General features: G+C 48.6%; 21 protein-coding genes. All 21 read right to left on the bottom strand.

The genetic code is table 11. The annotated features are described in order from the left end of the window. Nucleotides 1-4 precede the first annotated feature (4 nt). A complete protein-coding gene (rplF, locus tag PUE40_RS04565) occupies nucleotides 5-547 on the bottom strand; it encodes a 50S ribosomal protein L6 (protein WP_154554956.1) in 543 nt (180 codons plus the stop codon). Between the two features lie 12 nt (nucleotides 548-559). After that, nucleotides 560-958, bottom strand: coding sequence for a 30S ribosomal protein S8 (gene rpsH / locus PUE40_RS04560; protein WP_154554955.1), 399 nt, complete (start codon nucleotides 956-958; stop codon nucleotides 560-562). 69 nt (nucleotides 959-1,027) lie between these two features. After that, nucleotides 1,028-1,213, bottom strand: coding sequence for a type Z 30S ribosomal protein S14 (locus PUE40_RS04555; RefSeq protein ID WP_154554954.1), 186 nt, complete (start codon nucleotides 1,211-1,213; stop codon nucleotides 1,028-1,030). 14 nt (nucleotides 1,214-1,227) lie between these two features. Further along, entirely contained in the window at nucleotides 1,228-1,770 is a 543-nt protein-coding gene (gene rplE / locus PUE40_RS04550; RefSeq protein ID WP_277672035.1) for a 50S ribosomal protein L5, read from the bottom strand. A gap of 17 nt (nucleotides 1,771-1,787) precedes the next feature. Further along, the gene (gene rplX / locus PUE40_RS04545; protein ID WP_154554953.1) at nucleotides 1,788-2,093 is read right to left on the bottom strand and encodes a 50S ribosomal protein L24; all 306 of its coding nucleotides are present in this window, start codon (nucleotides 2,091-2,093) and stop codon (nucleotides 1,788-1,790) included. A gap of 11 nt (nucleotides 2,094-2,104) precedes the next feature. Continuing rightward, the gene (gene rplN / locus PUE40_RS04540) at nucleotides 2,105-2,479 is read right to left on the bottom strand and encodes a 50S ribosomal protein L14 (protein ID WP_154554952.1); all 375 of its coding nucleotides are present in this window, start codon (nucleotides 2,477-2,479) and stop codon (nucleotides 2,105-2,107) included. Between the two features lie 11 nt (nucleotides 2,480-2,490). Next, a complete protein-coding gene (rpsQ, locus tag PUE40_RS04535; RefSeq protein ID WP_154554951.1) occupies nucleotides 2,491-2,745 on the bottom strand; it encodes a 30S ribosomal protein S17 in 255 nt (84 codons plus the stop codon). A gap of 18 nt (nucleotides 2,746-2,763) precedes the next feature. After that, nucleotides 2,764-2,967 carry a 50S ribosomal protein L29 gene (rpmC, locus tag PUE40_RS04530; RefSeq protein ID WP_154554950.1) on the bottom strand — a complete coding sequence of 68 codons (204 nt, stop codon included), beginning with the start codon at nucleotides 2,965-2,967 and terminating at the stop codon, nucleotides 2,764-2,766. After that, nucleotides 2,967-3,389, bottom strand: coding sequence for a 50S ribosomal protein L16 (gene rplP / locus PUE40_RS04525; RefSeq protein WP_154554949.1), 423 nt, complete (start codon nucleotides 3,387-3,389; stop codon nucleotides 2,967-2,969). The genes rpmC and rplP overlap by 1 nt, the downstream gene beginning before the upstream one ends. Nucleotides 3,390-3,413: 24 nt before the next feature. Beyond that, a complete protein-coding gene (rpsC, locus tag PUE40_RS04520; RefSeq protein WP_154554948.1) occupies nucleotides 3,414-4,280 on the bottom strand; it encodes a 30S ribosomal protein S3 in 867 nt (288 codons plus the stop codon). Further along, nucleotides 4,264-4,647: a 50S ribosomal protein L22 gene (rplV, locus tag PUE40_RS04515; RefSeq protein WP_154554947.1), complete on the bottom strand. Its 384-nt coding sequence runs from the start codon at nucleotides 4,645-4,647 to the stop codon at nucleotides 4,264-4,266. The genes rpsC and rplV overlap by 17 nt, the downstream gene beginning before the upstream one ends. Before the next feature lie 18 nt (nucleotides 4,648-4,665). Next, nucleotides 4,666-4,935, bottom strand: a complete 270-nt coding sequence (gene rpsS / locus PUE40_RS04510; RefSeq protein ID WP_154554946.1) for a 30S ribosomal protein S19 — start codon at nucleotides 4,933-4,935, stop codon at nucleotides 4,666-4,668. Between the two features lie 14 nt (nucleotides 4,936-4,949). After that, nucleotides 4,950-5,783, bottom strand: a complete 834-nt coding sequence (gene rplB, locus PUE40_RS04505) for a 50S ribosomal protein L2 (protein ID WP_154554945.1) — start codon at nucleotides 5,781-5,783, stop codon at nucleotides 4,950-4,952. An 18-nt stretch (nucleotides 5,784-5,801) separates the two neighbouring features. Beyond that, nucleotides 5,802-6,092, bottom strand: coding sequence for a 50S ribosomal protein L23 (gene rplW / locus PUE40_RS04500; RefSeq protein WP_154554944.1), 291 nt, complete (start codon nucleotides 6,090-6,092; stop codon nucleotides 5,802-5,804). After that, nucleotides 6,092-6,715: a 50S ribosomal protein L4 gene (gene rplD / locus PUE40_RS04495; protein WP_154554943.1), complete on the bottom strand. Its 624-nt coding sequence runs from the start codon at nucleotides 6,713-6,715 to the stop codon at nucleotides 6,092-6,094. The genes rplW and rplD overlap by 1 nt, the downstream gene beginning before the upstream one ends. A gap of 23 nt (nucleotides 6,716-6,738) precedes the next feature. Beyond that, entirely contained in the window at nucleotides 6,739-7,374 is a 636-nt protein-coding gene (rplC, locus tag PUE40_RS04490; RefSeq protein WP_154554942.1) for a 50S ribosomal protein L3, read from the bottom strand. Between the two features lie 78 nt (nucleotides 7,375-7,452). Further along, nucleotides 7,453-7,764, bottom strand: a complete 312-nt coding sequence (gene rpsJ, locus PUE40_RS04485; RefSeq protein WP_154554941.1) for a 30S ribosomal protein S10 — start codon at nucleotides 7,762-7,764, stop codon at nucleotides 7,453-7,455. Between the two features lie 527 nt (nucleotides 7,765-8,291). Continuing rightward, entirely contained in the window at nucleotides 8,292-8,633 is a 342-nt protein-coding gene (locus PUE40_RS04480; RefSeq protein WP_154554940.1) for a histidine triad nucleotide-binding protein, read from the bottom strand. A 3-nt stretch (nucleotides 8,634-8,636) separates the two neighbouring features. Continuing rightward, nucleotides 8,637-10,010, bottom strand: coding sequence for a tRNA (N(6)-L-threonylcarbamoyladenosine(37)-C(2))-methylthiotransferase MtaB (gene mtaB / locus PUE40_RS04475; RefSeq protein WP_154554939.1), 1,374 nt, complete (start codon nucleotides 10,008-10,010; stop codon nucleotides 8,637-8,639). 13 nt (nucleotides 10,011-10,023) lie between these two features. After that, on the bottom strand, nucleotides 10,024-11,712 hold the full coding sequence (locus PUE40_RS04470; protein ID WP_277672034.1) for a nucleoside kinase: 1,689 nt from the start codon (nucleotides 11,710-11,712) through the stop codon (nucleotides 10,024-10,026). 139 nt (nucleotides 11,713-11,851) lie between these two features. Continuing rightward, nucleotides 11,852-12,131, bottom strand: a 280-nt coding sequence (locus PUE40_RS04465) for an EF-Tu C-terminal domain-related protein (RefSeq protein ID WP_472850824.1), incomplete at its 5' end; no start/stop codon positions are given.

Genomic DNA, 12,131 nt, shown 5'->3' with positions numbered 1-12,131 from the left:
CTTCTTATTTAGCTCCGCTCTTTCCTTCCTTCTTCTGAACAACTTCGCCTTCCATGATGATTCCCTTACCCTTGTAAGGTTCAGGCTTTCTCCATGCTCTGATGTTTGCAGCGTAGTTTCCTACCTTTGCCTTATCAGAACCCTTGACGATTACAGTTGTAGCGTCCGGAACTTCTGTTTCAATACCTTCCGGATCAACCATCTCTACCGGATGGGAGAATCCGAGTTTCAGAACCAGAGTGTTGCCCTTCTTGGATGCAGAGTAACCTACACCGTTGATGGTCATCTTCTTCTGGAAGCCATCGGTTACACCGACAACCATGTTGTGAATCAAAGTTCTAGCCAGACCGTGCTGCGCTCTGTGAATTCTGTCATCGGTCGGTCTAGTGACGGTGAGTACGCCGTCTTCAATCTTGATTTCCAGATCCGCGTTTACGCTGTTCTCCATCTCGCCCTTCGGACCTTTTACTTTTACCAGATTATTATCGTCTACCGTTACTTCTACGCCGGCAGGGATAGTAATAGGTTTAACACCAATTCTTGACATTTTCTATACCTCCTACCAAACGTAACAAATAACTTCTCCGCCAACACCCAGCTTGCGAGCCTGCTTATCAGTAATCACACCGTTGGATGTGGAGAGAATTGCGATACCGAGTCCACCCAGAACCTTTGGAACCTGATCTGCTTTCGCATATACTCTCAGTCCTGGCTTGGAAATTTTCTTGATTCCATAAATGGTCTTCTCTCTGTTCGGACCATACTTGAGTTCAACTTTGATAGTGCCCTGTGCACTGTCAGAAACGACCTCGTAGCTGTTGATGAATCCTTCGTTCTTCAGGATTTCAGCAATAGATTTCTTCATCTTGGATGCCGGAATATCTACTGTCTTGTGTCCAGCTGTGTTGGCATTTCTGATTCTTGTCAGCATATCTGCTATTGGGTCTGTCATTGCCATAACAGTAATTCTCCTTTCCTCACGCGGTTCCCGCACTGCAATTCAGTGACGGGCCTTCGCAACTTAAACCTACCAGCTTGCTTTTCTTACGCCCGGAATTTCGCCCTTGTAAGCAAGCTCTCTGAAGCAGATACGGCAGATACCGTATTTCTTCAGAACAGAGTGCGGTCTGCCGCATACTCTGCATCTTGTGTAAGCCCGAGTCTTATACTTAGGCTTTCTCTGCTGTTTAACCTTTAGCGATGTCTTAGCCATTTTCTCCTCCTAAATTACTTTGCGAACGGCATGCCCATCAGCTCAAGAAGTGCCTGAGCTTCTTCGTCGGTCTTAGCCGTTGTCGTGAACACGATGTTCATTCCCTTTACGGTTTCAACATCATCATACACAATTTCAGGGAAGATGAGCTGTTCTTTAACGCCCATGGAATAGTTTCCTCTGCCGTCAAAAGAGTTTCTGTTTACACCCTTGAAGTCTCTTACTCTTGGAAGAGAAATGTTGAACAGCTTGTCTGCGAATGCATACATTCTGTCGCCTCTCAGTGTAACCTTTGCACCAACCGGCATACCCTGTCTAACCTTGAAGTTAGCGATGGACTTTCTAGCCTTTGTAACAACCGGCTTCTGTCCGGCGATCAGAGCGATTTCCTTAACAGCGCTTTCCATGATCTTGGAGTTGTCCTTTGCTTCGCCCAGACCCATGTTAATGGTAATCTTCTCCAGCTTCGGAACTTCCATCGGATTGGAATAATTGAACTTATCCTTCAGTGCTTCAAATACTTCTGTTCTGTATTTTTCTTTCAGTCTGTTTGCCACTGTCTCTCCTCCTTTCACTAGTCTATAACGTTACCGGTCTTCTTGGAGTAACGTACTTTCTTTCCATTCTCTTCCTTGTAGCCAACTCTGGTTCCGGCCTTTGCTTCCTTGTCATAGAACATAACGTTGGATGCATCGATTGGTCCCTCGATGTGCTTAATCTCGGAATTGGATGTTCTGGTTGCTCTTGCGTGCTTGGTCTGAACGTTAACGCCTTCAACAACAACCTTATTCTTCTTCGGCAGTACGCGCAGCACGGTTCCGGTCTTACCCTTATCCTTTCCTGCGATTACTACTACTGTATCATTCTTCTTAATCTGCATTGTTACACCTCCTACAGTACTTCCGGTGCCAATGACACGATCTTCATGAAGCCGTTATCTCTCAGCTCTCTAGCTACAGGTCCGAAGATACGGGTTCCAACCGGATTCTTGTCGGTTCTGTCCTTGATGATAACTGCAGCGTTCTGGTCGAACTTTACGTAGCTGCCGTCATCTCTTCTAGCGCCGGTCTTGCTTCTAACGATAACAGCCTTTACAACGTCGCCCTTCTTGACAACTCCACCAGGAGTTGCATCCTTAACTGCGCAAACGATGACATCACCGATGTTTGCATATTTACGGCCTGTTCCGCCGAGGATGCTGATGCAAAGAAGTTCCTTTGCTCCGGAATTGTCGGCAACTCTCAGTCTAGTTTCTGTCTGAATCATTTGTCGCCTCCTTATTTAGCCTTCTCAACGATTTCGACAACTCTCCATCTCTTATCCTTGGACAGAGGCTTTGTCTCCATAATTTTTACTGTATCGCCGATACCACATGTGTTATTCTCATCGTGTGCCTTGAACTTCTTCGTTCTCTTCACACCCTTACCGTAAAGAGAATGTCTGACGATTTCTTCTGTAGCAACGACAACAGTCTTATCCATCTTGTCGCTGACAACGATGCCAACTCTTGTCTTTCTTCTATTTCTTTCCATTGTCCATCCTCCTTTCCGTTATGCCTGTGGTCCTTCAAGCTCTTTTTCCCGGATAATCGTCTTTACCCGAGCGATATCTCTCTTCACTTCTCTCATACGAACCGGATTCTCAAGCTGGCCGGTAACGTGCTGGAATCTCAGGTTGAACAGCTCCTGCTGCATTTTTTCAAGCTCAGCGGTTCTTTCCTGGTCCGTCATTTTTCTAATTTTATTCAGATCCATTATTCGTCACCACCCTTTTTCTTTACAGCGAATTTGCACTTGATCGGCAACTTATGAGCAGCAAGTCTCATAGCTTCTCTTGCCTGTGCTTCTGTTACGCCTTCAATTTCGAACATTACTCTGCCCGGCTTAACTACTGCAACCCAGTACTCTGGACTACCTTTACCGGAACCCATTCGAACTTCTGCAGGCTTCTTTGTGATTGGCTTATGCGGGAAAATTTTGATGTAAACTTTTCCGCCTCTCTTGATGGATCTGGTCATCGCAATTCTGGCAGCCTCGATCTGTTTGGAATCGATCCATGCACACTCTTCCGCAATCAGACCGTAGCTTCCATATGTAATGGTGTTGCCCTTAGTTGCAACGCCCTTCATTCTGCCTCTGTGGACTCTTCTGCGTTTAACGCGCTTTGGCATTAACATGGCAAGTCTCTCCTTTCTCTAATACTATGCTTCTGTGCTCTCTGTCTGAACCTCTTCAGTTACAGCTTCCGGAGCCGGAGCCTCTACCTTCGGAGCTTTTCTAACTCTTGTTGTAGCTGGCTTTACCTCAGGTCTAGCCTCGCGGCTGTCCCTTCTACGATTTCCGAAGGATTTCTTACGATCTCTCTTCTCGTTTCTTCTGGACTTTCTGTCTCTTCTGTCGTTCGTGGTGGATTCCGGAATTGCATCCTTGAGACCCTTATCAAGAATCTCGCCATGGTTAATCCAAACCTTAACACCAATCTTTCCGTATGTAGTGTCTGCTTCTGCAAAACCATAATCAATATCTGCTCTTAGAGTGTGAAGCGGAACGTTTCCTTCGCTGTACTTCTCACTTCTGGCGATTTCCGCACCACCCAGTCTTCCGGAGCACAGAACCTTGATACCCTTTGCATTGGCTTTCATGGTTCTCTGGATTGCCTGCTTCATGGCTCTTCTGAAGGAAACTCTTCTCTCCAGAGCCTGTGCAATGCTCTCTGCAGTCAGCTGTGCGTCCAGCTCGGATCTGCGAACTTCTTCGATGGAGATTTCTACGGTCTTGCCGGTCATCTTAACGATGGACTTCTTCAGCTCTTCAACGCCATCTCCTGCTCTGCCGATTACCATTCCCGGTCTTGCAGCCAGGATAACAACTCTTACCTTGTCTGCTGCCGGTCTCTCAACAACAACGCTTGCAACGCCTGCTGCATAGAGAGTCTTCTTTACATAATTTCTGATCTGCTGGTCTTCAATCAGGAAGTCTGCGAAATCGTTCTTTCCTGCATACCACTTGGAGTTCCAATCCTTGTTAACTCCGACTCTCAGACCGTGTGGATTAACTTTCTGACCCATCTGGCGAACCTCCTTCTACCTTCTGTTCTGCATCTTCTCTGCTTCTTAAAGTCACAGCAATGTGGCTGGTTCTCTTCAGAATCATGGATGCTCTTCCCTGAGCACCGGCTCTGAACCGCTTCATTGTCGGGCCCTGGTTTGCATAGATTTCTGCAACATACAGTTCATCTGGATTCATATCGTGGTTGTTCTCTGCGTTTGCTGCAGCAGACTGTACAACCTTCTCCACCAGCTCAGCACCCTTACCGGATGTGAACTTCAGGATGGTCAGTGCCTCGTTCAAATCCTTTCCTCTTACCAGGTCGGTAACAGGCTTGAGTTTGCTTGGAGACATTCTTACATATTTCGCAGTTGCTTTTGCTTCCATGTCAATTTCTCCTTTCTACTACTTTGACTTGTCACCGGCATGGCCTTTGTATGTTCTGGTCGGAGCGAACTCTCCCAGTCTGTGTCCAACCATGTCTTCCGTGATGTATACCGGAACATGCTTGCGTCCGTCATGAACAGCAATTGTGTGTCCTACCATCTGCGGAAAAATCGTCGATGGTCTCGACCATGTCTTGATTACTTCTTTTTCATTTGCCTCATTCATCTCAACGATTCTCTTGAGGAGTTTCTTATCAACGAAAGGGCCTTTCTTAAGCGATCTTCCCATTATATGCTCCTTCCCTATTTGGCATTTCTTCTTCTAACGATGTACTTGTTGGAATCCTTATGCTTGTTACGTGTCTTGTAACCCAGCGCAGGCTTACCCCATGGAGTAACCGGACCCTTACGTCCGATTGGAGCTCTGCCTTCACCACCGCCGTGTGGGTGGTCGTTCGGGTTCATTACGGAACCTCTTACGGTCGGTCTCCAACCCATGTGTCTCTTACGTCCAGCCTTACCAATCTGGATGTTAGCATGCTCGATGTTTCCAACTTCGCCGATGGTAGCTCTGCAGTCGATTCTTACCATACGAACTTCGCCGGATGGCAGTCTAACCTGTGCATAGTTGCCTTCCTTCGCCATCAGCTGAGCACCGTTACCGGCAGATCTTACCATCTGAGCACCCTTGCCCGGCTTCAGCTCGATGTTGTGGATAATGGTACCAACCGGAATGTTAGCGATTGGAAGTGCGTTTCCAACCTTGATATCCGAATCCGGACCGGATACGATTACATCGCCGACCTTCAGCTTGTTCGGAGCGATAATGTATCTCTTCTCACCGTCTGCATAGCATACCAGAGCAATGTTTGCAGATCTGTTCGGATCATACTCGATGCTCTTTACAGTTGCCGGAATGTCATCTTTGTTTCTCTTGAAATCGATGATTCTGTACTTTGCTCTTGTACCGCCGCCTCTGTGTCTAACGGTGATTTTACCTCTTACGTTTCTTCCTGCGTGCTTCTTGAGGGTGACTGTAAGAGCTTTCTCAGGCTTATCAGTGGTGATTTCCTCGAATGTCGAAACCGTCATTCCTCTGAGGCCTGGAGATGTTGGATTGTATTTCTTGATTCCCATTCTTACATACCTCCTATATTACAGTCCCTGGAAGATTTCGATCTCTTTGCTGTCTGCAGTAAGAGTAATAACAGCTTTCTTGTAGTCAGCTGTCTTACCGACATATCTTCCCATTCTCTTTGTTTTACCGTTTACATTCATAATGTTGACTTTCGCAACGTTCACGCCGAAGATCTTCTCAACAGCCTGTCTTACTTCAGTCTTGTTTGCTTCCTTAGCAACCTGGAAAACATATTTCTTGTCGCTTGCCAGATCCATCGTCTCTTCGGTGATGATCGGCTTGATGATTGTCTGATATTCTGTCTTCATTACGCATATACCTCCTCAATTTTCTCAGCGGCTGCCTTTGTGAGAATCAGGCTGTAATGATTAACGATCTCATATACATTCATCGTGCTGACAAGAGCAGTTCTTACGCCCTGCAGGTTGGAAGCGGAACGGATTACGTTCTCATCCTTCTCAGCGAGTACGATCAGTGCCTTCTTCTCAGCCTTGACATTCTCCAGGACCTTAACCATCTCTTTTGTCTTCGGAGCTTCGAACTTCAGCTCGTCCAGAACGATCAGCTCGTTTTCAGCAACCTTTGCGGAAAGCGCAGACTTCAGTGCCAGTCTTTTTACCTTCTTCGGAATTGCATAGCTGTAATCTCTTGGCTTCGGCGCAAATACGATACCACCACCAATCTGGGATGGATCCGTTGTGCTTCCCTGTCTGTGACGACCGGTTCCCTTCTGTCTGAAAGGCTTACGTCCGCCTCCTCTTACTTCGCTTCTTGTCTTGGCAGATTGAGTTCCCTGTCTCTGGTTTGCCAGATAGTTTTTAACGGTAGCGTGTACAGCATACTCGTTAGGCTCGATACCGAAGATCGCATCGTTCAATGTGATTTCGCCAACTTCAGCGCCGGCCATGTTCAGCATTTTAATGTTTGCCATTTTGTTTCCTCCTTTCTGCCTTCTTACTTATCTTGACCTTTGATTGCCGGTCTGATTCTTACGACTCCGCCCTTCTTTCCAGGAACAGCGCCCTTTACCAGCATGAGGTTACGGTCAGCAATAACTTTTACCAGAACAACGTTCTGTACGGTAATCTTATCTCTTCCCATTCTTCCCGGAGCCTTGTTGCCCTTGAATACTCTGGAAGGATAAGTTCCGGCTGCCAGTGCGCCGGCCAGTCTCTTATGCTTGGAACCGTGGCTCATCGGACCTCTGTGATGTCCGTGTCTCTTGATATTACCCTGAGTTCCCTTACCTTTGGAAATGCCAGTGATGTCAATCTTCATTCCCTCTTCGAAATCAGCTACTGTGATTTCCTGACCCAGCTCATAAGTCTCGCCGTCTTCGATTCTGAACTCAGCGAGATGCTTCTTTGGAGCAACGCCGGCCTTCTCGTAATGTCCGGTCATCGGCTTGTTCACTCTGTGAGCTTTCTGGTCTTCGTAACCAACCTGTACCGCATTGTATCCGTCAGTCTCAACAGTCTTGATCTGTGTTACGACTTCAGGTCCCGCCTCAACAACGGTTACCGGTACAACTTGGCCGTCTTCGGTGAAAATCTGTGTCATTCCGATTTTCTTTCCAAGCAGTGTCTTCATATTTCTCCTCCTACTTTCTTACAGCGGATCACTCTGGTTTGGCCGGATTGCCCTCTCATGTGATCTTCCTAATCTAGCTTAGAGCTTGATCTCAATATCAACGCCTGCAGGCATGTCCAGCTTAGCGAGCGCATCAGTCGTCTTAGTGGTTGCGTTCGTGATGTCGATCAGTCTCTTGTGAGTTCTCTGCTCGAACTGCTCTCTGCTGTCCTTATACTTGTGGACCGCTCTGATGATTGTTACCACTTCCTTCTGTGTTGGCAGCGGAATTGGTCCCGATACAACAGCGCCTGTTCTCTGTGCGGTCTCTACGATCTTCGCAGCGGACTTGTCCAGCAGTGCGTGATCGTACGCCTTCAGTCTGATTCTGATTTTCTGTAATTCACTCATTGTAGATCCTCCTATAATTTGTACTGTTTTCGCTATGCTTGTACAGGACTCCACTTCATTCGCCCCGGGCTTTCGTTTTGCTCCTACACTCTTTCGAGCGTTTCCCAAATGAATGCTCAAAACAAAAGTAGCGAACCCCTTCGCCCCCGTCTCGCGAGGACAATTCTCGGCAGAAATTACCTGATAGCTCAGCAACTTCCTGCTTCATCGCCTTAAACAAGCTCTATTAGTATAACGGATATCATCTTATAACGCAAGCTTTTTTTATAAATTTTTTTCGGATTTTTCCAACTCTTTTCTAAGCATTACCCTTTGTTTTCAAGCCTTACACGGCGCCACCGCTGTACACTGTCTCTGGGGTTTCCCAGCATTTTTGTTTCTGCGTTTTATCACGTTCATTTTTTCGTTTTTCCTTACAAAATCAAGGTTTTTTTCTTTATTTTACCATAATTTCCCATAAAAAAAGGGAACCGCAGCTTCGGCTTGCGGTTCCCTCGCCTCGGTCAAAATGTCCGAATTGTCCCGGTTTAGCCCGGTGGCCAGGTCATTTTTCTTTTGCCCAGAAGATGGATGTGCAGATGTTTTACCGTCTGCTGACCGTCTTCGCCCGTGTTGATTACCACACGGTAACCGTTCTCCAGACCTTCTGAAGCAGCGATTTCGTGAATCTTCACCATCATGTAGCCCATCAGATCCCGATAGCTCTCATCCAACTCTTCCAAAGATGCGATGTGTTCCTTCGGAACCATCAGCACGTGAACCGGAGCCTGCGGGTCTGCATCCCGGAAGCACGCAATGCGGTCGTCTTCATAGACCATATCGGTTGGGATCTCGCCGTTCGCCAGTGAACAGAAAATGCAGTCACTCATGATTTACCTCCTTTTCCCGGTTATCTCAGCCAGACAGCCGTCCTCGTATAGCTCTATCAGCCGGACGGATACGAAACCGCCAGCATCCAGGGTTTCCTCTTCATCCGGAATATAGACTTTAATGTAGTTCCCGGTGTACCCGGTGGCCATGCCGTTCTCGTGGCGCTCCACCAGCACCCGGTCTTCCCGATTCAGGTTCCGTCGGAAGAATTCTTTGGATATTTCGTCCGCCTGTTCTTCCAGGGCGCCGGCCCGCCGACTCTTCACGCGTCCGGAAATCATGTCCTTGAAGCCCGCCGCCTTGGTGCCCTTCCGAGCGGAATAGCGGAAGGCGTGGACCTTGCCGAAATTGCTTTTACGAACCGCATCCAAAGTGTCCTCAAAGTCCGCCTCGGTTTCCCCCGGGAATCCCACGATGATGTCCGTGGTGATGCCAAAACAAGGATCGAAATCCCGCAGCGACCGTACAATCTTGAAATAATCCTCCCGATTGTAGTGGCGGTTCATGGATTCCAGGATAGCATCGCTTCCGCTCTGAAGGGACAGATGCAGGTGATGGCACAGCTTATCGTACTGCACAATGCGCTCGATGTGTTTAATGTCCACCACAGTCGGCTCCAGGGAACTGAGACGAATCCGGAAATCCCCCTCCATGGCATCCAGGCGCCGAATCACCGCTTCCAGCCCATTCAGACCTTCTTCTCCCGGCTCTCTTTGGAAATCGAACTCCGGTTCCGTGCCGTACAGGGCGGTGTTGATGCCCGTGAGCACCAGTTCCCGGAATCCCTTGTTCAGGAGCATTTTGGCCTCCTCCAGCACTTCCTCCAGGGGACGACTCCGAACTACGCCCCGGGCATACGGAATAAGGCAGTAGGAGCAGAAGCGGTTGCAGCCCTCCTGAATCTTGATATATGCCCGGCTCATCTCCGACTCGCTGGCGGTGACGATGCCCATATCCTCGTATCCCCGAAGGTCGCGGTACGCCAGTACTTCCTTCCGTTTCTGCGGTACAGCTGTTTCACGGTTCTCCCGCGCCTGAAGCAGTTCGCAGACCCGGTCCGGAATCTCGGATTTCAGGTTGTTGCCCATAATCAGGTCCACATCCGGCATGGCCTCCAGTTCCTCCGAGGAAACCTGGGCATAACAGCCGGTAACCACCATCAGAGCGTGGGGATTCTTTTTCTTCATGCGGCGGATAAATTGCCGGGATTTTCGATCCGCAATGCTGGTAACCGAACAGGTATTTACCAAATACACGTCTGCAATCTCGGTCTCCGGGACAATCTCCGCTCCTCTTTTTGCAAAAGCCTCCATTAGGGCTTCGCTCTCGTATTGATTTACTTTGCACCCAAGGGTATGGAATGCGATCTTTATCATTCTTTTACTCCATCTAATCCGTATAAATACTGCCGCCGATGAACTCCCTCAGAATAGAGTCCCCGGCGATAATGCTCTCATCGTCCAAACTGTCCACGTAGCGGAACAGCCGCAGAAGCCGCTGGGCCTCCGCATATTCTTCTTCCTCCTGCCGCACCTCCTTCAGCAGCGGAACCGCGTACTTCTTCAGCACCGTCATCTCGTAGACGTGCACCGTATTGAAGAACACGTCCGCCTCGTTGCTCAGCGGGAAAATGTTCTTATTCTCTCCCTCCCGCACCTTCGGCCAGAGGTGCAGAGTCATGGCGGCGGTATGAGCCCGGTTTCGGTTATCCCGAACAATTCGGCGGATTACCCGAGTATCCGTCGTTGGAATCCGGTTGTGGGAATCCAGGTTAATCTGAGTCAGCGGGCTGATATAAATCCGGAATTTAGACTCCTCCGGAAGCTGCCGGGTCAGCAGGTGGTTGAAGGCGTGAATTCCCTCAATGACGATCACCCCGTTCCGCGCCAGGCGAGTCTTCCGCTTTCCGAACTCCTTATGCCCCGTCTTGAAGTTAAACACCGGCATATCCACTTCCCGGCCCTCAAGAAGGTCCTTCATCTGACGATTAAACAGGGGCAGATCCAGGGCATCGATGTTCTCGTAATTCTTCTGACCGTCTGCATCCAGCGGGGTGTCCTCCCGCTCCACAAAATAGTCGTCCGTTCCGATGTACAGCGGCTTCATGCCGTTCACCATCAGCTGAATAATCAGCCGATGGGCAAATGTGGTTTTTCCGGAAGAAGAGGGCCCTAGAATCAGCACCACCTTCTTCTCCTCCTTTGAAATCCGATCCGCAATCTCCACAATCTTCTTATCGTGCAGCGCTTCGCTTAACTTAATCAGCGTCCGGTACGCCCCGGACTCAATCCGATCGTTGATATCCGCTTGATACTGCACTCCCAGCAGATGATTCCACTGACGCTCCTCTTTCAAAGCGTTGTACACCCGATATTCATCCACGTAGTCCGGAATCACTCCCGGGTTCTGCGCCGACGGATGCCGCAGCAAAAGCCCCTCCCGATACTTCATCAGCTCGAATTTGGACACATACCCGGTGGAAGGCACCATGTAGTTGTAGAAAAAGTCGCTGTATCCATCCAAGGTATAGATCCGTACCGTTTCATCCACCTTCATCCGCTGCAGACTCCGATACTTCTCCGTCAAGCCGGTCTCCTTCAGAATCTCCATGGCTTCTTTTCGCCGGAACATCTTCGCCTCAATGGGATGATCTTCCTGCACCATTTTTTTCATATAAAAATAAGTTCGCGCTACATCATCTTCCGACATGTCCACTACCTGAAACTCGCCATCCTCTCCGTGACGCATCACCTGAAGAAACAGCCCGTCGTTCAGGGACGTCATCACCTCCACGTGCACGTTTCCCAGAATCTGCCGCACCGAACAGATGAACAGCAGAATCAAGCTGTTCTGAAAAATCAGATAGGCCTGCTTGTTCCGGATGTCCAGCAGCTGCACGGTATCGTTTTTATGAATCGGCGTAATCAGCGGCTTCACCTCATGGTTGATGATGGCCGCCACCACCGGCCACGGTGTCTCCTCCCGATACCGTTCCGCCAATTCTTCCGCCGTAATCTCATCGGATATTTCAATGGCTGTATATGGTATATTTTTTCCCAAACTGAATTGAATATTCATGGTAATTCTCCTGATAAAAAGATGAATTTATTATATCATGTTTTCCGGGCGGTTCGGGGTGTTTTCGTGAGAATTCCCAAAACAAAAAGGATGCCGCAAAGGGCATCCTTTCTATAGCTTTATTAAGCGATATCTGAAATTACTCGATGATCTCAGTTACAACGCCGGAACCTACGGTTCTTCCGCCTTCTCTGATAGCGAATCTCAGTCCTTCTTCGATAGCAATCGGAGTGATCAGGGAGATATTCATTACTACGTTATCTCCAGGCATGCACATTTCAGTGCCTTCCGGCAGCTGCAGATCTCCGGTTACGTCAGTTGTTCTGAAATAGAACTGCGGTCTGTATCCATTGAAGAACGGAGTGTGTCTGCCACCCTCTTCCTTCTTCAGTACGTATACCTGACCCTTGAACTTGGTG

The organism is Mogibacterium kristiansenii (assembly GCF_029224645.1).
GTDB classification, from domain to species: Bacteria; Bacillota; Clostridia; order Peptostreptococcales; family Anaerovoracaceae; genus Mogibacterium_A; species Mogibacterium_A kristiansenii.
The sequence above is the reverse complement of the archived record's forward strand: the minus strand, read 5'-3'. Positions and strand labels throughout refer to the sequence as shown.